General features: G+C 42.2%; 22 protein-coding genes. 18 read left to right on the forward strand and 4 right to left on the reverse strand.

Annotated elements, in window-relative coordinates; genetic code table 11:
- Positions 1 to 153 precede the first annotated feature (153 nt).
- From R3289_RS15085 to R3289_RS15100, 4 genes are all read right to left on the reverse strand, one after another.
- Positions 154 to 2,373: a YjbH domain-containing protein gene (locus R3289_RS15085; protein WP_318926519.1), complete on the reverse strand. Its 2,220-nt coding sequence runs from the start codon at positions 2,371 to 2,373 to the stop codon at positions 154 to 156.
- On the reverse strand, positions 2,373 to 3,185 hold the full coding sequence (locus tag R3289_RS15090; RefSeq protein WP_318926520.1) for a capsule biosynthesis GfcC family protein: 813 nt from the start codon (positions 3,183 to 3,185) through the stop codon (positions 2,373 to 2,375). Before R3289_RS15090 ends, R3289_RS15085 begins: the two co-directional genes overlap by 1 nt.
- A gap of 11 nt (positions 3,186 to 3,196) precedes the next feature.
- Positions 3,197 to 3,907, reverse strand: coding sequence for a YjbF family lipoprotein (locus R3289_RS15095; RefSeq protein ID WP_318926521.1), 711 nt, complete (start codon positions 3,905 to 3,907; stop codon positions 3,197 to 3,199).
- Between the two features lie 103 nt (positions 3,908 to 4,010).
- A complete protein-coding gene (locus R3289_RS15100; protein WP_318926522.1) occupies positions 4,011 to 4,313 on the reverse strand; it encodes a hypothetical protein in 303 nt (100 codons plus the stop codon).
- Between the two features lie 577 nt (positions 4,314 to 4,890).
- Here R3289_RS15100 and R3289_RS15105 point away from each other — a divergent pair.
- The 18 genes from R3289_RS15105 (at position 4,891) to galE (ending at position 26,462) form a co-directional block, all read left to right on the forward strand.
- Positions 4,891 to 6,069 carry a polysaccharide export protein gene (locus R3289_RS15105; RefSeq protein ID WP_318926523.1) on the forward strand — a complete coding sequence of 393 codons (1,179 nt, stop codon included), beginning with the start codon at positions 4,891 to 4,893 and terminating at the stop codon, positions 6,067 to 6,069.
- Between the two features lie 95 nt (positions 6,070 to 6,164).
- Positions 6,165 to 6,572 carry a four helix bundle protein gene (locus R3289_RS15110; protein WP_318926524.1) on the forward strand — a complete coding sequence of 136 codons (408 nt, stop codon included), beginning with the start codon at positions 6,165 to 6,167 and terminating at the stop codon, positions 6,570 to 6,572.
- 56 nt (positions 6,573 to 6,628) lie between these two features.
- Positions 6,629 to 7,057 carry a protein tyrosine phosphatase gene (locus tag R3289_RS15115; RefSeq protein WP_318926525.1) on the forward strand — a complete coding sequence of 143 codons (429 nt, stop codon included), beginning with the start codon at positions 6,629 to 6,631 and terminating at the stop codon, positions 7,055 to 7,057.
- 141 nt (positions 7,058 to 7,198) lie between these two features.
- Positions 7,199 to 9,367 carry a polysaccharide biosynthesis tyrosine autokinase gene (locus R3289_RS15120; RefSeq protein WP_318926526.1) on the forward strand — a complete coding sequence of 723 codons (2,169 nt, stop codon included), beginning with the start codon at positions 7,199 to 7,201 and terminating at the stop codon, positions 9,365 to 9,367.
- Positions 9,368 to 9,540: 173 nt separating this feature from the next.
- Complete coding sequence (tviB, locus tag R3289_RS15125) at positions 9,541 to 10,821, forward strand: Vi polysaccharide biosynthesis UDP-N-acetylglucosamine C-6 dehydrogenase TviB (RefSeq protein ID WP_318926527.1); 1,281 nt, start codon at positions 9,541 to 9,543, stop codon at positions 10,819 to 10,821.
- Between the two features lie 122 nt (positions 10,822 to 10,943).
- The gene (locus tag R3289_RS15130) at positions 10,944 to 11,972 is read left to right on the forward strand and encodes an NAD-dependent epimerase/dehydratase family protein (protein WP_318926640.1); all 1,029 of its coding nucleotides are present in this window, start codon (positions 10,944 to 10,946) and stop codon (positions 11,970 to 11,972) included.
- Complete coding sequence (locus R3289_RS15135) at positions 11,962 to 13,197, forward strand: oligosaccharide flippase family protein (RefSeq protein ID WP_318926528.1); 1,236 nt, start codon at positions 11,962 to 11,964, stop codon at positions 13,195 to 13,197. Before R3289_RS15130 ends, R3289_RS15135 begins: the two co-directional genes overlap by 11 nt.
- Positions 13,191 to 14,201, forward strand: coding sequence for a hypothetical protein (locus tag R3289_RS15140; protein ID WP_318926529.1), 1,011 nt, complete (start codon positions 13,191 to 13,193; stop codon positions 14,199 to 14,201). Before R3289_RS15135 ends, R3289_RS15140 begins: the two co-directional genes overlap by 7 nt.
- An 85-nt stretch (positions 14,202 to 14,286) precedes the next feature.
- Positions 14,287 to 15,438 (forward strand): hypothetical protein, encoded by a 1,152-nt coding sequence (locus R3289_RS15145; protein ID WP_318926530.1) that lies wholly within the window; start codon positions 14,287 to 14,289, stop codon positions 15,436 to 15,438.
- 55 nt (positions 15,439 to 15,493) lie between these two features.
- Entirely contained in the window at positions 15,494 to 16,627 is a 1,134-nt protein-coding gene (locus R3289_RS15150; protein ID WP_318926531.1) for a glycosyltransferase family 4 protein, read from the forward strand.
- Positions 16,628 to 16,630: 3 nt separating this feature from the next.
- Positions 16,631 to 17,788, forward strand: a complete 1,158-nt coding sequence (locus R3289_RS15155) for a glycosyltransferase family 4 protein (RefSeq protein WP_318926532.1) — start codon at positions 16,631 to 16,633, stop codon at positions 17,786 to 17,788.
- Positions 17,788 to 18,378: a sugar transferase gene (locus tag R3289_RS15160; protein WP_318926533.1), complete on the forward strand. Its 591-nt coding sequence runs from the start codon at positions 17,788 to 17,790 to the stop codon at positions 18,376 to 18,378. Before R3289_RS15155 ends, R3289_RS15160 begins: the two co-directional genes overlap by 1 nt.
- Positions 18,378 to 19,013 (forward strand): acetyltransferase, encoded by a 636-nt coding sequence (locus tag R3289_RS15165; RefSeq protein WP_318926534.1) that lies wholly within the window; start codon positions 18,378 to 18,380, stop codon positions 19,011 to 19,013. Before R3289_RS15160 ends, R3289_RS15165 begins: the two co-directional genes overlap by 1 nt.
- Complete coding sequence (locus tag R3289_RS15170) at positions 19,010 to 19,855, forward strand: 3-hydroxyacyl-CoA dehydrogenase family protein (protein ID WP_318926535.1); 846 nt, start codon at positions 19,010 to 19,012, stop codon at positions 19,853 to 19,855. Before R3289_RS15165 ends, R3289_RS15170 begins: the two co-directional genes overlap by 4 nt.
- Position 19,856: 1 nt before the next feature.
- Entirely contained in the window at positions 19,857 to 21,032 is a 1,176-nt protein-coding gene (locus R3289_RS15175) for a DegT/DnrJ/EryC1/StrS aminotransferase family protein (protein ID WP_318926536.1), read from the forward strand.
- Between the two features lie 192 nt (positions 21,033 to 21,224).
- Positions 21,225 to 23,204, forward strand: coding sequence for a nucleoside-diphosphate sugar epimerase/dehydratase (locus R3289_RS15180; RefSeq protein ID WP_318926537.1), 1,980 nt, complete (start codon positions 21,225 to 21,227; stop codon positions 23,202 to 23,204).
- Between the two features lie 166 nt (positions 23,205 to 23,370).
- Positions 23,371 to 25,320, forward strand: coding sequence for a nucleoside-diphosphate sugar epimerase/dehydratase (locus tag R3289_RS15185; RefSeq protein WP_318926538.1), 1,950 nt, complete (start codon positions 23,371 to 23,373; stop codon positions 25,318 to 25,320).
- A gap of 125 nt (positions 25,321 to 25,445) precedes the next feature.
- Positions 25,446 to 26,462, forward strand: coding sequence for a UDP-glucose 4-epimerase GalE (galE, locus tag R3289_RS15190; RefSeq protein WP_318926539.1), 1,017 nt, complete (start codon positions 25,446 to 25,448; stop codon positions 26,460 to 26,462).
- The last annotated feature ends 11 nt before the right edge of the window (positions 26,463 to 26,473 follow it).

Raw genomic sequence — 26,473 nt, forward strand, 5'->3', positions numbered from 1 at the left:
CCCCAGAACCCCAGAACCCCAGAACCCCAGAACCCCAGAACCCCAGAACCCCAGAACCCCAGAACCCCAGAACCCCAGAACCCCAGAACCCCAGAACCCCAGAAATTGTGCCGAGATCCTAGAAACTAGCTCCTCGACACTCGCTTTTGAACTTTAGTTCACTGCCTTTCGCCCATACCATGGGCTGCGCGCATCCGTCACGCTATACAGCTGGTATTTACGGTTAACCATCTGTCCGCCATCTCGGGTAAGAGGTAACCACGAAATCGTTGCCCGGTTATTACTTGGTTTCACCGTCATGATGTCGAACGGGACCGAAATGTAGAAGCCTTTGGTATAGCTGCCTTCACCATACTCTTCAGATGAAAGGTCTGTGAAAGTGGCAAATACACCGGCAATCACCCCACTGTCAAACTGCTTCGAAAAGTCGATAGTGACGCCTTTATCCTCGGCTAGGTATTTCCCCGCACTTACCTTAAACAAGGTATTTGGTAACCAGCTCCACTGCGGTTGATAATAGGCAGATGCATGGCCAGTGATTGTACCTGTCTGAACTCGGTATGGGCGTCCGTCTTGCGGGTCGGTTTGCACTTCATCGGTAAAGAAATCAAATTGTGAATCCGGATCGCGCTGGATCACATAGTTGGCATCAATACCAAATGCCCAGTTGCTGCCAAGCGGGCGGTAGAGAAGTTCACTACCCACACCACCAAACATCATTTCCAGATAACCGCCATATGCCTGAGCATAAACATTATCGCCGAAGTTATCCATCCAGGTTAACTGCAGGTTATTTAAACGCACCGGGTTGTCATTAATATACTGACGAACCAGAGTACGAACTCGTTTTAAGTCTGTGCCATCAGGCGGTACTTCGTATAAGAACTTGTCGTAGTTATCATACAGGTTGAGATAGACCGACCCGCCGACTTCAATATGGTTACCAAGCCTGTAGCTGGCACCAGCATTGATTCCGATGTTAAACAAATAGAAATCTTCAGAGCTGCCAATAGACTGCTGCAGGGTCGGCGCTATGCTCACATCCCAGTTTTTACCAGGCTCTGCAATGCGCTCGCCTTCTGGTTCTGTCGGGTTTATAACCTGGCTACTGTCTTCAACCTTGGCATGAATATAGGCTTGATTGGCTACTCGGGTAAATTGTTCTGAATCAATACGTGTTTCGGTTGTTGGCTGATGATTGGCCGTTTCAACTAACCGGTATTCAGAGACATCAGGGTTGTGGTTGGCAAGCACTGTTGCTGCCCGCGAATGCGCTTCACGACGATCCCGGTATTTAGTTTGCGAAGCGATAATCGTAACCGTATCATCACTGGCATAAATCGTTGGGTTTTCATAGCCGGCAATTTTATGCAATTCATCAGCAACAACCAGCCATTCCGCATCGCTGATCTCACGGTTAGTGGTTTTCGGTGCATAAACTGGGGCGGGTTCATCTTGCCAGCTGGCTTTAAGGTCATTAAAGTTAGTGCGTAAATTAAAACCAAAGGTCCAGGTATTGCCGCGTTCATAGCTGGCACGCAGATCGCCCCAGCCACCTAAGCGATAAAGTACGCCGTAGTTGAACTTACTGTCTTGTGGCATGCCGGTTGAACCGGATGTCGCCGGTCTGTCACCGGTATAGTCATTGCCATCATACTCAACTTTAAACCGTAGTGGCTGCCAGGGTGACTGGTATTCTAAACCGCCATAAACAGAGGCGGAACCTTTGAAAAAGCTATCAAACTCAGTCATGCCACCACGGCCGGAAGTACCCGCTGGGCGTTCACAAAAGCTATCAGAGGCTTTACAAAACGGGTTGGTAATATTACCGCTGTTACCAATATAGCCCCAGCCAACACCTAACGTGACATCAAGCGGTCCAACGTGTTTATTGGCTGCGATAAATTCACCGTCGAATAAACCCGTACCGGCAAAATCCCTGACTCCGACAGAGGTTTCAGGCAGCCAGTAGCTTTCTTCCCATAAACGAAACTTAAAGTCCATACCTTTATCGGTGAGAGTACTGGTACCACAGAAGCTGGGATCATCACAGTAAAGCAGATCTTGCAGCTGAGTATAGCGAACCGTACTTTCTAGCCAGGGGAAAAGCTGTAGCGTTGCCGTATAGTGATGATAATTTTCATTGAAGGTTACAGAAACATTAAATTCTCCTTCAGGTGCCATTCGGCCTGTCGGCATCTGCATTAGCCCCACACCACCAAAATCTGATTGTGATGGCGTAAATTCAGGGTAACTGAAGCTGTCAGCCTGCGCATGAAAAACAGGTAGCAAGGCTAAGGCGATTGCCGATAATGAACAACGTGGATTAAATGAGCCACACAATGAGAATAATGTAAATAAACGAGTATTCATTACAGCGCTCTATTCCTTAGCAATTCTACAATATCCTGGTTAAGGGAAGAAAATTTTGATGGCAGTGAATTGAAACCGACAAACACAGTAGCGCCGGGTGCAATATCTTTATGTTTTTTATTCCAGTACGCAATGGAGTGTATTTCAGTAACGCCATCGGGTTGAATAACCCAAACAACACTATTATCAGTATTTTCAGATACCGTGATTTGATTCAGATAATAATTCGCATCGGCTCGCTGTTGCCATGGAACATTTTGTTGTCTCTTGACCGTACCTAAAACCCAAACATGTTTGGGACGTATTGGCAGAATTAACTGATAGTCACCATCCAATAGCGGATTATGAGAAGTGTTGATTCTGATTAGATCCAGATCGAGAGGGATAAAAATCCGATTAGACAACTTGAGGCCAGAAATATCACTGATTAAGTTCGTGACAGTATGGAATTGTTCAGCATCATCATTCCATTCCTCAGCCAGCTGTTCAAGTTGATTTAACACCGTTTGTCGCTGCTGATTGAATGATTCGAAGTGTTGCAGGTCGAATAATGCAGCGCCAGACCAGAATACAGGTTGAGGTGTGGAAAGCGTAACCTGATCTGATAAAGTTTTAATATTCGCCAGGCTATCGGCTAATACTTGTTCTAATCTGACCGGGGCAGGGTAAGTAAGCGGGATAACCTGATCAACATTAATCGATGTGGCCACGGATACTTGAGTCTGCGCATAAACGGGTGCAACAGAAAAAAGATGACTCAGTGCCGCGCAGCAAAAAACTACGGAGCGAAATAAAAGAGAGAGTGTTTTCATCATAATTCCATTTATGAGTATGGCTTCAGTAATGTGATATCTACGTAGGGAAGATCAGGGGCCATTTTTTGACGGCTTTTCAACACTTTTCCTGTGTATGGGTGAACCCAGAAATCATTGTCATAACTCAGGCCAAGGCTGCTGACAGAAACACGTTCAATATAATGCAAAACTTCAACCGGTTTTTCTTTAATCATGATAACGGCTGCACCTTGTTGTTCAAACTGAGAGTTCAGCTGATAACCAAAGTGATACCCCGGTTGCCAGTCAAGAGTGTGTTGCCATGATGTTGGGGTAGAATTGAGATGCAAGCCTAAAGCAAGGGGATCTGGCTGATTGCTATGACTCGCCACAATATTACCCTGCGGTAAATTATGGGTTTTAACCACGCGACCATGTTCCGTAACCAACATACCGCGGTCAGCCGACAACCATTTCAGTTGGACGTCAGAGCGATAATCTGCAGAGGGTATATCAATAATATGTTTTGACTCAGCAAAAGCTAACACCATAAATGCCAGAGGGCCATTATCAATTTGAGCATAAATACTGGCATAAGGCAGCTGCTCCACGTCATAGGCGCTGAGCTGAATATCCTTTTCCCCCAAAAGTGCCAGCTTGACTGTGTCGTTGACATCATTAAATTTCTGGCTGCATCCTGTTAATCCCATTGCCAGCAAAAGGCTTGAGAGCAGCGTGATTGTTTTCTTCTTCAGGCGCATCTGAGTTCCGAGGTTAAAGATATTAAAATCGAGGTACAAAGTAATAAAAACGAGGTTGGAGGCTCAAGAGCCCCGAACCTCGTGACGGTCAATAACTAATCCATTAACCCTGGGAAGTCACTGTCGTTGCAGTATCGTTGCTTGTTGAATCAGCGACAGCAACAGCGGCAACAGCGGCTGCTGCACCAACTGCGACTGCAGTTGCTGTAATACCACCCGCAGCCGCAGCGGTTGCACCTGCTGTACCAGCAGCAGCGCCAGTTGATGTTGCTGCAGTAGTTGTGCCAGCAGTAGTTGCTGACGTTGTAGAACCTGTCGTTGCTGCAGCCGTACCAGTTTCAGTTGCCGCGAACGCAGAGCTAGCCATAGTAAGAGCTGCCACTAGAGCAATTGCCGTTTTCTTCATCCTATTCCCTTATTCTTGTATAAAAATGTAAAAAGAAGGTAAACCCTCACATTTATAATATTTTGATATCAATTTAATAGCAATGAGTCTCCTGCATATGGCATGGATTCTTATAAATTTGGGAGAAAGAGTTGAAAATGAGAGGGAAACACGTCACTTCTGAATGTTAGCTCCCTTTTGTACGTTAAATAAATGGTCAGTATGTGCTTATTATGTTTATGATTTTTTGAATAAGGCTGCGATGATTCACTTATATGCAATCATATTATAAAATCATGCGAATGGGTTTATTTGTTCGTCAAATTTTTGTACTATCCAAAAGCTATTTTTCTGACAGAGAGTAGGACTTTAATCTCTTTGTATGAAACAACGACAATTTACAATTACAGTTGACATTGAAAGCGCATTGGGGGCTGAAACCCAAGGGCGGTAGCATGTCTGAATGAGGCTCGAGAATCGAGGCCCGAGTGTTGAGAGCCTAGGTTTCTCTGTTCTGGTTTTTCGCTACTCGCTACTCGCCACTCGCCACTATTCACTGGCTTTCCTTCTCATCCCAATTTAAAACATTAATAAAAACATGGATTTTACTAAGAAGTTTCTTATTACCGCTATGGCATCCGTCATGCTGGTAGGTTGCACGCTACCTGGTTCGCATTTAAGCCTTGATAATAAAAACGTTATTACCACTAACGAAGAACAAGGCACTGATATATCAGAGCGTGTAAATGTCTATTCGTTAACGGCTGATGCGGTATCGCGGTTTAAAGCACCACGAACCTATTCGAAAACCAATGCAGGTCTGGATGCCGAAATTGCGCGTTATCAATACCGTGTCGGGCCGGGCGATATCTTAAACGTCACCATATGGGATCACCCGGAACTGACGATTCCTGCTGGCTCTTATCGTAGCTCCAGTGAATCTGGTAACTGGGTTCACGCCGACGGTACTATCTTCTATCCCTACATCGGTTTGGTCAAAGTAGAAGGTCAGACGGTTACTGAAATTCGAACTGAAATGACTAAGCGCTTGGCAGCTTTCATTGAAAGTCCGCAAGTGGATGTTAATGTTGCCTCATTCAGAGCGCAAAAAACTTACATCACCGGTGAGGTGAATAAGCCAGGCCAGCAGGCTATTACCAATGTACCGCTCACATTATTAGATGCCATTAACCGTGCAGAAGGGCTGGCCGTTGATGCTGACTGGCGTAATGTGACACTGACCCGTAACGGTGAAGAGCAAAACATTTCGTTATATGCCTTGATGCAACGTGGTGATTTAACCCAAAACAGGCTACTCCGTCAGGGTGATATTGTTCACGTACCACGTAACGATGCTCAAAAGGTGTTTGTTATGGGTGAAGTGAACGAGCCAAAATTGCTTAAAATCGACCGTGCTGGTATGAGCCTGACGGAAGCATTGAGCAACGTTGGCGGTATCAATGAACTGGACGCCGATGCAACCGGCATATTCGTTATCCGCGGTAGCCGAAATCAAGCTTTATCAGGAAATCAAACGTTGTCAGGTAACCAAAGTGACAGCCAATCAGATACCATTGCTGACATCTACCAGCTCAACATTAAAGATGCCGCGGCCTTAGTCATTGGCACCGAATTTGAACTTCAGCCATACGATATTGTTTACGTTACCGCCGCACCTATCACGCGCTGGAATCGTGTGATTAGTCAGCTACTACCAACAATCACTGGCTTTAATGAATTGACTGAAGGTGTGTTACGGGTAAGGAATTGGCCATAGAAACGAAGTTTCTACTTCAGTAGAGAGTATTCTAGGTACGAGTTTCTAGAACCTAGAAACTCGATACTCGTATCTGTTATCTTTCAAGGATGAACATGCATTTCAGAAAGTTAGATGTTTGGCAGAGAAGCTATCAGTTGGCTTTGAGTGTTTGCAAAGAAATCAAATTTTGCAAAGACTATGGCTTAAAAGATCAGATCTCGCGTTCATCGGTTTCTGTTCCGTCTAATATCGCGGAAGGTGCAGAACGTCAAACGGCTAAAGATAATATTCGCTTTCTATACTTCGCAAAGGGATCTTGTGGTGAGCTATTAACACAGTTAACGCTGGCAAGAGATCTTAACTACATCCCTGAGCAACGAGCTGACCAATTGATTAATGAATCAATAGAAGTTAGTCGCATGATTGGTGGGCTGATAAAGTACCGCTCATCACAAATTAAAGAAGATTGCGGAGAGTATTTGTTAGATTCGAGTCGCGAGGACCTAGGACTTAGACCCTAGAAACTCGTAACTGATATACTCGAAACTCGATACTCTCCCCTAGACCCTGGTGAACCATGTTCAATAAGATTCTCGTCGTCTGCGTCGGCAATATATGCCGCTCTCCGTCAGGCGAATATTTGTTAAAAAAAGCTCTACCTAACAAAGAAATTGCTTCTGCCGGTGTTGGTGCCTTAGTCGGCAAACCTGCTGATAAGATGGCGTCTATGGTAGCATCAGAACATGGCGTTAGCCTCGAAGGTCATGTAGCTCAACAGCTAAACAGTGACTTGTGCCGCGACTATGATCTGATTTTAGTCATGGAAAAAGGCCACATTGAAGCGGTCACTAATATCGCCCCTGAAGCCCGTGGAAAAACTATGCTATTCGGCCAATGGATCGGTCAGCAAGACATCCCCGATCCATACCGCCAGAGCAAAGAAGCGTTCGATCATGCATACGGATTGATTGAACAAGCGGCTGATGCATGGGCAAAGAAGTTGTAAAGAACAATAGAGGCGAGTTTTAAGTAACGAGTGACGAGAGATTGATTTACCCTCGATACTCGATACTCGATACTCGATACTCGATACTCGTTACTCGTTACTCGTTACTCGTTACTCATTACCTCGTTACTGGAATCAACCATGAGCGCCACGCAAAACAATCCGGTTAAACAAACCGAAGCCTCCGACGAAATCGACCTAGGTAAGCTGTTTGGCATCCTGATCGATAATCGCTGGAACATCATTTTAATTACTTTCATTTTTGCTGTAGTCGGTGTTGCGTACGCTTTGCTAGCCACACCCATTTATAAAGCTGACGCCTTAATTCAGGTTGAGCAAAAAAGCAGCGGCATGCCAGCTCTGGGTGATATGGGCGAGCTGTTTGCCAGCGAGTCATCAGCGACCACTGAAGTTGAGATCATCAAGTCTCGCATGGTGATCGGCAAAACCGTGGATAAGTTAAATCTGACGACGGTAGTGAGCCAAAATTACCTACCAGTTGTTGGCAAAGGACTTGCGCGTCTTCAAGGGGAACAGGTCGATATCGATATTGGTCGTTTTGAAGTGCCGGACTATATTAGCCTGTCGGTGTTTACCCTTACGGTGACTGATAGTGAGACCGGCAACTATGTTCTGACTGATAAAGATGAACGTGAAGTGCTGAGCGGCAAAGTGGGACAGTTAGCTTTGCAAGGTGACTACCGCCTGTTTGTCTCTTCGCTCAAAGCCGATAATGGCGCAAGCTTTACTATTTCAAAGCGCTCTCGCTTAGATGCGATTCAGGAGCTGCAGCAAAATTTGGCAGTGAGTGAACGTGGCAAGCAAACCGGTATTTTGCAGTTGTCGCTAACCGGTGAAAACCGTGCCGATATCGAGAAGATCCTTAACGATATCAGCCAGTATTACTTCCTGCAGAATGTTGAGCGTAACTCAGCGGAAGCAGAAAACAGTCTGATATTTTTACGCACTCATTTGCCGGACATTAAAACCGAGCTAACAGCGGCTGAAAATAGACTGAACCAGTTTCGCCAAGACAATGATTCTATCGATTTAGGCCTAGAAGCAAAGTCTACCCTTGATGTGATGGTGACGCTGGAAGCTCAATTAAATGAGCTAACCTTTAAAGAAAGTGAAATATCTCAGCGTTTTACCAAAGAACACCCGGCATATCTTTCTCTGCTTGATAAGCGCAAGACCTTATTGAGTGAACGTGAGCGCTTAAACCGTCAGGTACAGAAGTTGCCGAAAACTCAACGTGAAGTACTGCGTATGACGCGTGATGTAGAAGTCAACCAGCAGATCTATGTGCAACTACTGAATAAAGTACAAGAACTGAACATTGTTAAGGCCAGTACGGTAGGGAATGTCCGTATTCTGGATGCAGCTCAGTCATATACGCGTGCGGTTAAACCAAAGAAATCGCTAATTGTAGTGTTGGCGACGTTGCTGGGGGGGATGCTGGCGGTGGCGATAGCGCTGCTCAGGGCGGCTTTCCACCGTGGTGTTGAAAGCCCGGATGAAATTGAAGCCATTGGCTTGCCGGTTTATGCCAGTGTACCTATGTCTGACTGGCAGATTGAGCTGGAGAAAAAGCAAAAAAGTAAGAAACAGCTTTCTGTTCAAGAGACACTGCTGGCGGTCTCTAACCCGGCAGATTTATCGATTGAAGCTTTGCGTAGCCTGCGTACCAGCCTCCACTTTGCGATGATGGAAGCCAAAAACAACATCGTGATGATTTCCGGGCCAAGTCCGGGTATTGGTAAGTCGTTTATCTCGGCCAACATGGCAGCAGTAGTCGCGAAAGCAGGTCAGCGAGTGCTGATAATCGATGCGGATATGCGTAAAGGTCAGATGGAACGCCAGATGGCGGTCACCCATACCCCAGGTTTGTCAGCTTACTTGAGTGGTCAGGAAAATATTGAAGCACTAATTAAAGAGCCAGGTGTCGAGAACTTACATTATATCGGACGTGGTACCGTGCCACCTAACCCCTCTGAGCTGTTAATGCACCCACGCTTTAAGGCGCTGATGGAATGGGCATCTGAAAACTATGAACTTGTCATTATCGATACCCCACCAATTCTTGCAGTGACCGATCCGGCCATTGTCGGTGCCCATGCTGGTACCACCTTGCTGGTAGGTCGTTTCGGTCAGAATGCAGTGAAAGAAATTGAAGTGACCAAGCAGCGCTTCGAACAGAATGGCATTGAAGTGAAAGGCTTTATTCTTAATGCTGTGGTGCGCAAAGCGAGCAGTTATTACGGCGGTAACTATGGATATTACAACTATAGTTACGAGTCGAATAAATAGGGTATATCGCTATTAGTTAAAAAGGAAAAGGCGCTGTCATTAGCGCCTTTACTTTTTTCGTAAAAATAATTTTAGTATCTCAACTAAAATAGTTTTTGTCTCAGTGTTTTAATACATTTAGCTGTAATGTTGAATTATTTCAACCTTGAATTATTCAAATATAAGGTAAAACCATGGATTATTCTCTCGATAATTTAAAAATTGGTATTGTTGGTTTAGGTTATGTTGGTCTGCCATTGGCTGTTGAGTTTGGCAAAAAATTTGACACTATCGGCTTTGATATAAATGAAGGCCGTGTTGCAGAACTACGTGATGCCAAAGATTCAACATTAGAGTGTTCCACTGAAGAATTAGTGGAAGCAACGCAACTGACGTACTCTGCAAGCTTAGAAGATCTGAAACAGTGTAATGTTTACATTGTGACAGTACCAACGCCAATCGATGAGCACAAGCGTCCGGATTTAACGCCACTGGTAAAGGCATCAGAAAGCCTGGGTAAAGTGATTAGCCAAGGCGATATCGTAATTTATGAATCAACGGTATACCCAGGTGCTACGGAAGAAGACTGTATACCGGTACTTGAGCGGGTATCAGGCCTTACCTTCAATAAAGATTTCTTTGCAGGTTATAGCCCTGAGCGTATTAATCCAGGTGATAAAGAGCACCGTGTGACAACAATAAAGAAAGTAACTGCAGGATCAACACCTGAAATCGCTGATTTTGTTGATAGCATTTATGGTTCAATTATTGTGGCTGGCACACATAAAGCCTCTTCAATTAAAGTTGCAGAAGCGGCTAAAGTGATTGAAAACACCCAACGTGATTTAAACATTGCATTGATTAATGAACTGGCTGTGATTTTCAATAAACTAGACATCGATACTGAAGAAGTATTGAAAGCAGCTGGAACCAAGTGGAACTTTTTACCATTTCGTCCAGGTCTGGTCGGTGGTCACTGCATCGGCGTTGATCCGTATTACCTAACTCACAAAGCGCAGTCAATCGGTTATCACCCAGAGGTGATTCTTGCAGGTCGTCGTATCAACGATGGCATGAGTCGTTATGTTGCATCACAGCTTATAAAATCGATGCTGAAAAAGCGCATTCATGTAGAAGGGGCAAGCGTACTTCTTATGGGCTTAACCTTTAAAGAAAATTGCCCTGATTTACGTAATACCAAAGTAGTCGACATCATTGCCGAGCTGCAAGAATACAACGTCAAAGTTGATGTGTATGACCCTTGGGTAAGCGCGAAAGAAGCACAAGAAGAATACGGCATTTGTGTGTTAACAGAGAAACCATCTGAACAATATGATGGCGTGATAATGGCCGTTGCTCATGATGAGTTTAAAGCAATGTCACAAGATGATATTAAAGCGCTGACTAAGCCTGAATCGATTATTTATGACTTGAAGTACATATTAGCAACTGACTTTTCTGATCTTCGTTTGTAATGATTGGATTATAAATACTGGTTAATAGAAAGTAACCAATACGTCATTCCCGCGAAAGCGGGAATCTATGTTAACAGCATATTTAGTAATGAACTGCTGTTATGGTAAATAAAGACTTAGATATGACTAAATACGAACAAATACAACAAGATCTTTTAGATGCACCTAAAGTATGGCTAGTCACAGGCGTTGCAGGTTTCATTGGCTCAAACCTTTTAGAAAAGCTATTAAAACTGAACCAAACAGTTGTAGGTTTGGATAATTTTGCTACAGGCCATCAACATAACCTGGATGAAGTAAAATCACTTGTTGAAGTGGAACAGTGGGATCGCTTTAGTTTTATCGAAGGAGATATTCGAGATGAACAAACTTGCCGAGACGCTGTAAAGGGAGTGGATTATGTTCTTCATCAGGCGGCTTTAGGCTCTGTTCCTCGCTCAATAAACGATCCTATCACGACTAATTCGAGTAATATTACTGGCTTTCTTAACATGCTAACGGCTGCAAAAGATGAGCAAGTAAAAAGCTTTACTTATGCGGCTTCGAGTTCTACTTATGGTGATCATCCAGCATTGCCAAAAGTTGAAGAAAATATAGGTAATCCATTGTCACCGTATGCTGTGACAAAGTATGTGAATGAGTTATATGCTGGAGTATTCGCGCGTACTTATGGATTTAAAACAATTGGTTTACGTTATTTTAATGTTTTTGGACCTCGCCAAGATCCAAATGGAGCTTATGCCGCAGTAATCCCTAAATGGACCATAGCTATGATAAAGCAAGAAGATGTTTTCATTAATGGTGATGGCGAAACAAGCCGCGACTTTTGTTTTATCGATAATACAGTTCAAATGAATATTCTAGCAGCATCAGCACCAGATGAAGCTAAGAATGAGATTTATAACGTCGCTGTTGGTGATAGAACAACGTTGAATGATTTATATGAAGCAATTCGGATTGGTTTACAGAAAAATAATGTTGAAGTAACTTCAGCACCTATTTATCAAAACTTTAGAGCTGGAGATGTAAGACATTCTCAAGCCGATATTTCAAAAGCATCTAATAATTTAGGTTATATTTCAGAATGTCGTATATTGGATGGAATTTCAAAATCCATACCTTGGTATAAAAAATTTTTGAGTGAAAATTAAATTGACATTGAAAGGAAGTTCACTAGGACAGTCATTAAAAAATATCATATACCTATTTTTAGCTAGGGGCGTAGACTTGTTTGTGCCCCTTATTATTACCCCTTATTTAATCAGAGTAATAGAGCTAGATAAAATGGGAATGATAGCCTTCTCTATTGCTGTTGCTGGATATGCAGGAATCGTAATCCGATTTGGCTTTGAGATAACAGCCGTTAGAGATATTAGTCGTGTACTTATAAATAAAGATGAGGTAGATGAACAGTTTAATAAAACTCTATTTACGAGCTTGTTTCTCACAATAGGTTGTCTTGTTTTTTTTATTGCCATATTTAATTTTGGTTTGTTTAAATATGAAGGTATTTTGTTTTTCTCATCATTTTTATATATTGCCTTTCAAGCATTGCTCCCTGTTTGGTTCTTTCAGGCGATAGAAAAAATAAAGACAGTTGCTATTTTAAATGGAATTTTTAAATTAATTTATATCTTTGGGGTTATATCTTTTGTAAAGTCCCCTGATGATTATCTATGGGTAGTGATTTTGAATGCGTTGGCTATGGGAGGGGCATTTATTACAAGCATTTTTATTATAGTTAATATTTACAAGGTTAAAATTTTCATGCCCTCATATAGGTCAATTTTCATTTGTATGAAGGGATCTACGGATGCATTTCTTTCTCAGTTAGCTCCCTCTCTATACAATAATTCAGCAGTATTTATTCTGGGATTATTTTCAGCAGATAAGGTTGTTGGTGTTTATAGCGCTGTTATGGGGTTATTAGAAGCAATGATTTCAATTGGAAGGGTAGTATTTAGCGCATTTATATCTTTATTATCAAAAGATATAGCTTATCATCGGTTATATAGTCAAGCCATGTTAGCTATTGGTGCTTTTCTTTCAATGTTTTTAATGTTTTTTTGTGATGAAATAATAAACATCTACTTTAATCAGAGAAATACTTTAGCGACAGAGCTACTATTTATTGGAGCTGTCAGTGTTTTTGGTGTTTTTATGTTTTTGTCTTATAATTCAGGGTATTTGATGATTGCGGGGCATGAGATAATTGCTCGAAACATTACAATATTTTGTTCTGTATTATCATTTATTATAAGTTTATTATTAATTTACAACTTTGGTGCTATTGGCGCTGTAATAGCAATAGTCATTGCGCGGCTTTTATTAGGAGGTGTTTCATGGGCTTTTGTACTAAGGGTAAAAAAATGTTGAGCACTATTTATATAACAACTTGGAGTAATGGTTTTTTTGGAAGTGCAGGACAAAGTTGGCTCAGTATTGATGTTGAAAAGATTGTTGAGCAATTATCAATATTAGGCCGCAAGGTCGAAGTAATAACTTACAGGGATTTACTTAACGTTCAGCTAAGCCAAAAGGATATTGTTATTTATTGTTCTTCTGATGAGTTGAATATGAGGGCCTATCTCAAGGACTTAATGTTTTTCATTGATAAAAAATGCACTTTGATTCCAAGTTACACTGCTCTGTTAGCTCATGAAAATAAAGGATTTCAACAGTTAATGCGAGAAGATATGTCATTTGGTAACTTAGCAGGTGACTATGCGTTTGATTTTGATGAGCTTAAACGAGAAAAACCTTATGTATTCAAGAAGGTAACGGGAGCAGGCAGCTCAGGAGTGACTCTTGTAAAGTCAAATAAAGATGAAAAAGTAATTAAATCAAAACAGTTTGAAGTGGGTTTTAAAAGAAAGCTAATAAAAAAGCAGAGAGCGTTAAAATTAACGACTAACGAGTTTGATATATATAATTACCGTTATAAAGGTTTTTCTTTAGCAGTTACGCAGGACTTTATAAAAGGCTTAACATGTGATTATAAAGTTCTGGCTTTTGGAAGTAAATTTTTTGTCTTGCGTCGCGATGTTAGAAAAAATGATTTTCGAGCAAGTGGCAGTGGCAAATTTAAATTTGATGAAGTTCCCTCTATAGTGTTAGCTTTTGCAAAGCAGATCTTTGAAACTTTAAATGAACCCTATGCCTCATTAGATATTGCAATTTCAGAAAATGAAGCGTACCTAATAGAGTACCAAATTTTAAATTTTGGTCCATACACACTTAATAACTCACCTGGCCATTATGAGTACAGAGATGAGTGGTTATATGTGAATGAGAAAAGTAATTTAGATGAGTGTTTTTCTGAAGCTCTATATCAATATGTAGAGAAAAAAGTTTTCGAAAAAAAACGGAGGCAAGCATAATTAAATAAATATAAATGATAGGACGGTCTCTGTCTTTATTTGATTGTTTAATAGGGAGCTTTACTATTAGAGAGGATGCAATTTAATGGAAGTAATTAGTAATGTTTGGCACATAATTAGCGCATTTTTAGTTTTTTTGCTCGGTGTGTTTTTTACATTAATGGTTTCGAAATATTTTAAAGTTAAAAAGTACCGTTCTTTGTTTTTATATTGTTGGCATTCGTTATTCTGTATTGGGTATATGTTTTACTCGATAAATAATGTGGCTGATTCTACATTATATTATATTAATGGTGAGTTTGGGCCTTCTTCATTTTCTTTAGGTACTCGAGCTGTTGAATATTTAGTTTATGTTTTTCGACTTATGGATTTTTCATATCTTGGTGTTTTTTTAGTTTTTAATATCTTTGGAAGTATTGGTTTGCTGGCCTTTTACGCTAGCTTAAACCAAGTTGTTATCTCGAGTTCGCTATTTTTGCGTCGAGTTGCTTTACTTGTGGTTCTATTACCTTCTGTTAGTTTCTGGTCATCGGCGATAGGAAAGGATTCGTTATCATTCTTAGCTATTGGGCTTGCTCTATGGGCTGCTTTGGCACTAGAGAGGAGAACGTTGCTTATGATTGTATCCATTTTTATAATGTTGTTTGTGCGGCCGCATATGGCTGGTATGCTCGTTATAGCGATAGGGGTTGCCATATTTGTTCATCGGAAAGTTTCAATAACACAACGAATGCTAGTCGGTATACTTGCTATAGGAGCTGCTGTTATTATGGTGCCATTTGCACTCAAATATGCAGGTTTGGAGCAAGTAAGTAGTGCTAGTGATATTCATACATATATTGACAAACGGCAGGGTTATAATCAATCTGGTGGGGCTAGTATTGATATCGCGTCAATGTCATTGCCAATGCAGCTTTTTACCTATTTATTAAGACCTCTTCCTTTTGAAGCGCGCAGTATCACGGCTCTGGCAGCATCGCTCGATAATTTAGTTTTGTTAGCTATAATTGTTTATTATTTTTTTTCAAAAGTTCGTTCTAGTCGAGTAAAAAGTCGTCATAGTTTAATTGGTAACCGAATTTTTATGTGGTCATATGTAGTTATGTCGTGGTTTATTCTGGCGAGTACAACTGCAAATTTAGGTATTTCTGTACGCCAAAAATGGATGTTTGCCCCTATCCTTATCTTCTTATTAATATCGTATATTTCAAGCAGAAAAACGGAAAAATCAATGTGAATTGATTTCTAAATATATTATCTAACCTCCCGCTAATAGAATGTGTGAATTATCAATGGAAAAAATGAAAGTTATTCATATTATCACTGGATTAAGTGATGGTGGCGCAGAAGGCGCATTATTTCGCCTGGTCACTTCTAGCTGTAATGAATTTGAGCATATAGTTATTTCTTTGATGGGTAATGGCAAGTATGGAGAACACCTGACAGCATCGGGTATTAAAGTCATTACCTTAAATATGCCTCGAGGTAAGGTTAAACTCAATGCTCTTCGGCGGATTTATATTGTATTGAAAAAAGAAAAACCAGATGTGGTCCAGACCTGGATGTATCATGCAGATTTCTTTGGCGGAATAATGGCACGTTTAAGTGGGTGTGAAAATATTTTCTGGGGGATTAGACATTCTAATTTATCTCCAGAAGTCAATAGCCGCTCGACATTTATTTTTGCAAAATTGTGTTCTTGGCTTTCACCTTGGATACCGAAAAAAATAATTAGTTGTGCGGAAGAGTCTGTTCATGTTCATAGATCCTTTGGGTATAAAGGTGTCTTTTCAGTTGTGCCAAATGGTTATGATACAAATCGATTTCGCCCCGATTTAATTGCAGGGAAGAATATTAGAGAAGAGCTAAATTTAGCTGAAAATACTGAGCTAGTTGGATTTGTTGCTAGGTGGGATCCACAAAAAGATCATGAGAATTTACTTATTGCAATTCAAGAGGTTAGAGGTAATCACCCAGATATCTGTTGTGCTTTAATCGGTACCGATTGTGATGTGTATAATCTCGAGCTAGTATCCATTATTAAGAAATTGGGTTTATGTGACAACGTTATTCTATTGGGGCGTCGAAATGATATACCTGCCGTAATGAATTCATTAGATTTACATGTTCTAGCGTCATGTGGAGAAGCTTTTCCAAATGTTGTTGCCGAGGCTATGGCTTCGGGTACCCCTTGTGTTGTTACTGATGTTGGGGACGCAGCATTAATTGTTGGAGATTTAGGGTGGGTAGTCCCAGCAAAAAACTCAGCTAAACTAGCAAGTGCGATAGATTTAGCACTGAATGAAATGCAACATGATTCTACTTGGCTTAAACGAAGTCAAGGTTGCTCAGACAGAATTATCGAAAAATTTAGCCTAGATAGAATGATTGAAGGCTATAGAAAAAATTGGTTTCCAGGGTGTTAAATCATGCGGTTGGCTAAAAAATGTATGAAAAGATTATTAATTGTAACAACGGTACCTGAAACACTTGATACTATTTTAAGCAAACAACCCAAATATCTTAATCAGCATTTTGATGTTTATCTTGCCACGTCTGATGGTGATCGTATCTTTAGTGTTGAGAGTAATGAATGTATTAGGGTCAATGTTGTTCCTATGGTGAGAGGTATAAATCCGTTTTATGACCTTTACTCCATTTATAAAATGGTTAAATTATTATGGTGTATTAAGCCGGATATTATTCATTCATACACTCCAAAAGCGGGTCTTATTTCGATGCTTTCATCATGGATATGCCGAGTCCCTGTGCGTATTCATTCATTTACTGGATTGATTTTCCCCACATCGACGGGAATAAAAAGAAAATTATTAATGTCTATCGATCGTTTGATTTGTCTATGCGCGACCACAATTGTACCCGAGGGGATAGGTGTAAAAAATGACTTGTTATCGAGTAAAATAACTTGTAAGGAGCTCAGTGTTATCGGGTCTGGTAATATCGCAGGTGTGGATTCTGCACATTTCAATCGAGAACAAGTCATTGAAACCCCCGAATTCATATCATTAAGAGATAACCTTAGGTTAGCTTCTGAAGCATTCATTTTTTGTTTTGTTGGTAGATTAAATAAAGATAAGGGCTTGCTTGAGCTAGTCGAAGCATTTTATTTACTGCCAGATAATGCTCATTTACTGGTATTGGGGGAAATGGATAAAACTGCACCGCTTAATGAACTCGTACTCGGTAAATTAAAACTGCATCCTAGAATCCATTTGCTTGGATTTCAGAAAGATATCAGACCTGCGTTAGCGCTATCTAAAATTTTGGTATTGCCAAGTTATAGAGAAGGTTTTCCTAATGTATTATTACAGGCTGGAGCGATGTCTTTGCCAGTAATAGCTTCGGATATTAATGGTTGTAACGAAATTATTGAGCCGGGAGTTAATGGCTGGCTTGTTAAAGCTGGAGAATACGCCCCTTTATTCGATGTAATGGAGAAGGCGATGTTATCAGATTGCTTGGCGTTAATGGGCACGAAGGCTAGAGATAATATTACAGCTAAGTTTGAACGGTATGAACATTGGCTACGCATGACTACTTTTTATAAAGAGAAGAGTGATTTCTGATGAAAAGAGTATTAGATTTTTTAGTTGCGTTATTCGTTTTATTAACTTTACTACCAGTAATTATTGTTGTTGCTTTATTAGTCCGCCTCAAACTTGGTGCGCCGATTTTGTTTATGCAGAACCGTCCTGGCCTTGATGGTAGTGTATTTAAAATGATGAAATTCCGGACTATGTTAGATGGCATTGACAAAAACAGCGATCCATTACCGGATGAACAGCGAATGACACCGTTTGGAGCTATGCTGCGTTCAACCAGTTTAGATGAACTTCCCGGACTTTGGAATGTACTTAAAGGTGATATGAGTTTGGTTGGTCCACGTCCATTGCTGATTGAATATTTACCGTTATATAGTGATGAACAATCTAAGCGTCATACTGTTCGCCCTGGTATCACTGGTTGGGCTCAGGTTAATGGACGTAATGCTATTAGTTGGGAAGAGAAGTTTAAACTGGATGTTTGGTATGTAGAAAATCAATCATTTTGGCTAGATATAAAAATTCTTTTTTTAACTGTAAAAAAGGTTTTTCTTCGTGATGGTATTAGTGCTGAAGGTGAAGCAACGGCACCTAAGTTTGAAGGTAGTAAATAATGGATAAGTTAATTGTTGTTGGTGGCGGTGGTTTTGCTAAGGAAATCATTTGGCTAGCTAAAGATTGTAACTTTGATGTTGTCGGTGTTTTAGATGACTCACCAGACATGGAAGGGCAAACTGTATTGGGTGTGCCTGTGTTGGGGACGATTTCTTCATGGTGCCAACATCGAAATTGCAAGTTCGTTATTGCTATTGGTTCTCCGCGTACAAGAATACTAGTTGCAAAAAAAATGCTAACAGTTGGGAACCCCACTTTCGCAACATTAATTCATCCAAGTGTTATTAACTCGAAGCATGTATCAATTGGTGAAGGAACTATGGTTTGTGCTGGATCAATTCTGACTGTTGATGTTGAGATTGGTCAGCATTGTATCTTAAATTTGAATGTAACGGTTGGACATGAAACAACTTTTTTAGATTTCGTGACTGTGGCGCCTATGGCTGCTGTGTCAGGAAATGTAATACTTGAAACTGGTGTTGAAGTTGGAACTGGTGCGTCTATCAAGCAAGGTTTGACGCTTTCGAGTGGTGCAATGCTTGGAATGGGTGGTGTTCTTACAAAGAATATTGCACCAAATTTAATATTCGCGGGAAATCCTGCAAAGAAACTAAAGGAGATGCCAGAGTTATGAACGTTGCGCTAATTGGATCCGGAACCATGGGGGCTGGAATTGCTCAAGTACTTTGTTCATCAGAAACCGTTCGTAAAATTATAGTAGTGTCTCGTTCAGATGAAAAAGGTGAAGCTGTAATATCATCTTGTAATAAATATCTTTCTAAGCTCAAGAGAAAGAGCATCATTACGGGTGTACAACTTGATCATGGCCTTTCTAAGATCTCTTTCACAACCTCTATTCAGGATGTTGAAGGTGCTGATTTAATTATCGAGGCAGTGGCGGAAAATTATGCCATTAAATGTGAGATTTTCAAAAAAATTGCCAATTTGGTCACTGAGAAGTCGATTGTTGCGACTAATACGTCGTCATTATCAATAACCGATTTTGCGTCATTGCTTCCATACCCTGAGCGTGTGGTTGGTCTTCATTTCTTCAATCCGGCACCAGTAATGGAGCTTGTTGAGGTAGTCGTGGGTCATGTTACTGATCGTTCAATTGTCGATGAATTGGTTGAATTCACTACTAAGCTTGGGAAGTCTCCTGTAGTTGTTAATGAAGGGCCTGGCTTTGTTGTTAATCGAATGCTTATCCCGATGATTAATGAAGCGGTAAGTATTCTTGCTGAAGGTGTAGCAAATGAAGATGATATTGATAAAGCGATGAAGCTAGGAGCTCATCATCCGATGGGGCCTTTGAAGCTTGCTGATTTGATTGGCAACGATGTTGTGTTATCAATTATGGAAACGCTTTATTCCGAAACAGGCGATCCTAAATACCGGGCTCATCCATTATTGAGAAAAATGGTAAGAGCTGATCATCTCGGTCGTAAAACTAAAAAAGGCTTTTTTGGATATTAATATGCTAAATACTAATTTTTCCCCATGGCCTTCATTTTCAGAAGAAGAAGCCAATATTGTTCGTGATGTTCTGTTATCAAACAAAGTGAATTACTGGACTGGCCAAGAAGGCCGTGAATTTGAAAAAGAGTTCGCCGCCTGGGCGGGTTGTGAATATGCCGTCGCTTTAGGTAACGGTACACTTGCCCTTGATATTGCGCTTAAAGCGTTAAATATTGGTGCGGGTGATGAAGTCATCACGACGCCTAGAACTTTTTTGGCATCAGCTTCATCTATTGTGACCGCGGGTGCTGCGCCAGTATTTGCCGATGTTGATTTAAATAGTCAAAACATTACGGCTGAAACGATTGAAGCAGTTCTTACTCCAAAGACGAAAGCCGTTATTGTTGTCCATTTAGCGGGTATGCCAGCAGACATGGGGCCAATCATGGAGCTGGCTGAAAAATATGGCTTTTATGTTATTGAAGATTGTGCTCAGTCACATGGTGCTAAATACAAAGGCCGTTCTGTTGGTACTATTGGTCATATCGGTGCCTGGTCATTTTGCCAGGATAAAATCATGACCACAGGTGGTGAAGGCGGCATGGTCACCACTAACGATAAAACTTTGTGGTCGACAATGTGGAGTTATAAAGATCACGGTAAAAGCTTTGAGGCGATTTATGAGCGCCAGCATCCGCCGGGCTTCCGTTGGTTGCATGAAAGCTTTGGCACCAATTGGCGCATGACTGAAATGCAGGCGGCGATTGGGCGTATTCAGCTTAAATGCATGAAAGAGTGGACAACAAGGCGCCAATCTAATGGCAAGGCAATTGATGACGCGGTTAGCGCGATTAACGTCGTGCGAACCGTTGATGTACCAGAATATATAGAGCATGCTGAATATAAACATTACTTATTTATCAGGCCTGAAAACCTTAAAGAAGACTGGACTCGTGATCGTATTGTTGAAGCGATTGTTGAACAAGGGGTACCCTGTTTTCAGGGAAGCTGCTCTGAAGTGTATTTAGAAAAAGCTTTTGACAACACGCCATGGCACCCAACTGAGCGATTGAAGAATGCGGTAGAACTTGGAGAAACCAGTCTGATGTTCCTTGTGCATCCAACATTAACTGAAGCTGATATGAGCAAAACATGTTCAGTTATACGTGATGTGTTAACTGCTGCGACGAAGTGATTTTCTCAATTTTACCGAAATTATCGCCTATGGTTCATTGAATCGTAGGTGATTATTTCACATATAATGCTGCACGTTGCATTTGTTGCCAGTGTCGATCAGTGCTTCGAAAATTTATACATTATAAAATAATAACTCTAATGAACTTCCTGTTTAGCGGTAAAGTTCGCTACATAACGTTGGTATGGCTTTATGAAATTGAAATTAAACGAAAGGATATTGTCACTATCGCGCACCAATAAGCGTGTGGTCAGTTTGCTTTGCGACAGCGTATTTGTGGCGTTCGCTTTCTGGGGCGCTTTCTTTGTTAGATATGGTGATCTTCGCTCAATTACCGACGATCAATTATGGTCGTGTTTCTTTATTCTGACGATATTAACAGTACTTACTTTTGTTAAGTTAGGTTTATATCGCGCGATCCTCCGTTATCTTAGCTTCCATGCGTTGTTAGTTATCAGTATTGGTGCGGTTATTTCTGCGATTGTATTTTCAGGTTTGGGCTTTTATTTTCAGGCAGAAATTCCACGTACTGTGCCAATTATTTATGGCGCATTTCTGGCGTTGTTAGCGGGTGGTTCACGTTTAATGATGCGCAGCATGGTATCGACGCGTAAAAACGCATCGCAAACACCTGTACTTATCTATGGTGCGGGTTCAACTGGCCGGCAGTTAGCGAAGTCACTACGTCACAGCCGGGATTATCGGGCGCTGGCGTTTGTAGATGGTGATAGCAGCCTAGATCGGACTATTATTCTAGGGCTGCATGTGCATGCACCGGATGAGCTTGAATTCTTAATTGCTCACGGCGGTGTTAAAAAAGTACTGATGGCGCTGCCGCGTGCCAGTCGCGCGGAACGTAAACAAGTGATTGAGATGCTTTCTCCCTTTCCGGTTGAAGTGTTAACCGTACCGAGTATGGAAGACATCGTGAGCGGTGTGGCTAGAATCGACGAGTTGCGTGATGTGCCCATTGAAGATCTGCTTGGCCGCGATCCGGTTGCGCCACAGCCGCAACTGATGGGGGCAAACATTACGGGCAAAGTGGTGATGGTGACTGGGGCCGGTGGGTCGATTGGCTCGGAGCTTTGTCGCCAGATATTACAACAAAACCCGACCAAGTTGGTACTGTTTGAGCTGTCTGAATATGGCTTGTATGCGATTGAAAAAGAGCTATCTGAACTCGCTGCCAGCCTGAATCTGGATGTTGATATCATTCCGCTATTAGGCTCGGTACAGCGTGAAAACCGTCTTCAGGCGGTGATGGAAGCGTTTAAAGTGCAAACTTTATACCATGCGGCTGCCTATAAGCACGTTCCTCTAGTTGAATATAATGTGGTTGAGGGGGTACGCAATAACGTCTTTGGAACCCTGTATACCGCGCAAGCGGCAATCAATGCCGGAGTCGAAACCTTTGTCCTTATTTCGACCGATAAAGCGGTGCGACCAACCAATATAATGGGAACCACCAAACGGATGGCTGAACTTTCGCTTCAGGCGTTGGCCGAGAAAAATCATGCGACCCGTTTTTGCATGGTGCGCTTTGGTAATGTACTGGGCTCGTCGGGCTCGGTGATCCCGCTATTCAAACGTCAGATCAGTGAGGGGGGGCCGGTGACCATTACTCATTTTGATATTATTCGCTACTTCATGACCATTCCCGAAGCCGCGCAGTTGGTGATCCAGGCTGGTGCAATGGGGAAAGGTGGCGATGTGTTTGTGCTGGATATGGGCGAGCCGGTCCGGATTGCCGATTTAGCCAAGAACCTGATCCGTCTTTCAGGCCTTGAAGTCAAAGATGACGAAAATCCGCATGGTGACATTGCACTGGAATATACCGGTCTGCGCCCTGGTGAAAAACTCTTCGAAGAACTGCTCATTGGCGATAACGTGGGTAAAACCAGCCATGAGCGGATCATGACGGCCGATGAAAGTTATCTGCCATGGCATGAGCTGAATAACATTCTGCTGCGGTTAGATGATGCCTGCCATAACTTCGATCATGAAACCATTCGTGACATTTTGCTGGAAGCACCTACCGGCTTTAATCCGTCAGATGGTATTGGCGACTTAGTTTGGCATGCCAAAGAGCAAAACATAAACCAAGGCGCAGAGCAAGAACCGGGGCAAGAGGCAACAGCCAGTGTCGAGTATCTAGTAGCGAGTAGCGAGTAGCGAGTTTCTAGTATCGAGTAGCAAGTACCTAGTATCTTGCCCCTCGCCCCCAAAATTTTCTTATGCAGTCCGATGAAGCCTGGCAGCATTTTTTGTCACTAATCAATAACTATAATGAATTTAGCATTGGCTGCAATGATTGCAGCTTCACGCCCGGGATGGCTTTATGAAATTAGACGAGATGATTATTTCGCTGTCGCGCACCAAAAAACGTATTGTGAGTTTACTCTGCGACAGCGTATTTATTGCGATCGCTTTCTGGGGCGCTTTCTTTGTCAGATATGGTGATTTACACACAATTACCAATAAACAACTATGGTCGTGTTTTTTTATTCTGACTGGATTAACACTACTGACTTTTGTTAAGTTAGGTTTATACCGCGCGATCCTCCGTTATCTTAGTTTTCACGCCTTGTTAGTCATCAGTATTGGCGCGGCTATTTCTGCTATTGCATTTTCAGGCTTAGGCTTTTATTTGCAGGCCGAAATTCCACGTACTGTACCCATTATTTATGGCGCATTTCTGGCGTTGCTAGCGGGTGGTTCACGTTTAGTCATGCGTAATCTGGTTTCTAAACGACTCAATTCGAGGAAAATACCGGTAATTATCTATGGTGCCGGCTCTACCGGGCGTCAGCTGTGTATTACTTTACGACAAAGTCCCGATTATTGCGTTCTGGCATTTATTGATAGCGATAAAACCTTGCACCGTAACATGATTTTAGGGTTGCATGTCCATGCGCCGGAAGATTTAGACGGTATGGTTGCAAATGGTAACGTTGTAAAAGTGTTGCTTGCGCTGCCGTCTGCCAGCCGTACTGAACGTCAGTCGGTTATCTGTAATTTAGCTGAACTTCCAGTCGAAGTTTTAACGGTGCCGAACATGGAAGACATTGTCAGTGGTGCCGCGAAAGTCGATGAACTGCGAGATGTGCCGATTGAAGACTTGTTGGGCCGTGATCCGGTTGAACCTCAGGCAATATTAATGGGGGCTAATATTACCGGTAAGGTGGTGATGGTGACAGGGGCGGGGGGATCAATCGGCTCTGAACTTTGTCGCCAGATATTACAACAAGACCCGACCAAGTTGGTACTGTTTGAGCTGTCTGAATATGGCTTGTATGCGATTGAAAAAGAGCTATCTGAACTCGCTGCCAGCCTGAACCTGGATGTTGAGATCATTCCGCTATTAGGCTCGGTACAACGTGAAAACCGTCTTCAGGCGGTGATGGAAGCGTTTAAGGTGCAAACTTTATACCATGCGGCAGCCTATAAGCACGTCCCTCTAGTTGAATATAATGTGGTTGAGGGGGTGCGTAATAACGTCTTTGGAACCCTGTATACCGCACAAGCCGCGATTAATGCCGGAGTCGAAACCTTTGTGCTAATTTCGACCGATAAAGCAGTACGTCCCACTAATGTGATGGGCGCAACAAAGCGTATGACCGAGTTATTACTGCAATCGCTGGCCGAAAAAAATACGGTTACGTGTTTTTGCATGGTGCGTTTTGGTAATGTACTGGGCTCGTCCGGTTCAGTTATTCCACTGTTTAAGCGCCAGATCCGTCAGGGTGGCCCGGTCACGATCACCCACCCGGATATTATTCGTTACTTTATGACCATACCTGAAGCGTCTCAATTGGTGATCCAGGCGGGGGCTCTGGGTAAAGGTGGGGATGTGTTTGTACTGGATATGGGTGAACCCGTAAAAATTGCGGACTTAGCGAAAAACTTGATCCGCCTTTCCGGGCTTGAAGTCAAAGATGACGAACATCCGTATGGCGATATTGCGGTCGAGTACACGGGGTTGCGTCCGGGAGAAAAACTCTACGAAGAACTGCTGATTGGTGACAATGTCGCTAAAACCAGCCATGAACGGATTATGACGGCTGATGAAAGTTATCTGCCATGGCATGAATTGAACAAGATTTTGCTACGGTTAGATGATGCCTGCCATAACTTTGATCATGAAAAAATTCGCGAAATATTATTAGACGCGCCAACCGGTTTTAATCCCTCTGATGGCATTGGTGATTTAGTTTGGCACGCTAAGCATTGTGATGAAGTGGTGCAGTCGAACGCCAGTGTACATAACCACGCTGCAACTAAAATGTAAATGTAATGATATATCATTGGATTGAAACAGTATTCCTGTTCATGGCACTTTTTCGAGAGTAAATTCTTGCAAGAGATGGTAAGACGGTTCGCTGGCTGATTATTGAATATTAGAGAGAATTGATAATGAAAGTACTTGTAACAGGCGGGATGGGCTACATAGGTAGCCATACATGCGTACAAATGATAGAAGCAGGTATGATACCCATTATTCTCGATAACCTCTATAACAGTAAGAAATCTGTTTTAGGACGTATAGAAAAACTCACGGGTGTTCAACCCGCCTTTTATGAAGGTGATATACGAGATCGCGCAATACTGGATAAGATTTTCAATGAGCATAGTCTTGATGCTGTTATCCACTTTGCCGGCCTGAAGGCGGTCGGTGAGTCGGTCGCGATGCCACTTAAGTATTATGACAATAACGTTCACGGTACTCTGGTACTGGTCGAGGCGATGCTTGCGGCGGGTGTGCAAAGCCTGATTTTCAGTTCGTCGGCTACCGTATATGGCGATCCGGCTTCTGTGCCAATTCGAGAAGATTTTCCAACCAGTGCAACGAACCCCTATGGACGGAGTAAGCTGATGGTTGAGGAGTGTTTGACGGACATTCAGAAAGCTCACCCAGAAATGAGTGTGACGCTATTACGCTACTTTAACCCTGTTGGTTCGCATCAATCTGGTGAGTTGGGGGAAGATCCGCAAGGCATTCCGAATAACCTGATGCCGTTTATCTCACAGGTTGCCGTTGGACGTCGTGAGTTTCTGGCAGTGTTCGGCAACGATTATTCAACCGTCGATGGCACCGGTGTACGCGATTATATTCATGTCGTTGACTTGGCTGACGGCCACCTGGCAGCCCTGAATCATAAAGGTAAGGCACCAGGCCTGCATACTTATAATTTGGGTACAGGTAACGGATACAGCGTCTTGCAGATGGTAGAGGCGTTTTCTAAATCCTCCGGTGTTGACGTTGCTTATCAGATTGCCCCTCGTCGTGAGGGGGATATTGCCGAGTGCTGGGCTGATCCATCAAAAGCACAATCGGAGTTACAGTGGCAAGCAACTCGCACCTTGGATGATATGACCACCGATACATGGCGCTGGCAATCACAGAATCCTAATGGTTATCCATCAGAATAATCAATGCGTAT

The organism is Photobacterium sp., from assembly GCF_033720175.1.
In the GTDB taxonomy this organism is placed as follows: Bacteria; Pseudomonadota; Gammaproteobacteria; order Enterobacterales; family Vibrionaceae; genus Photobacterium.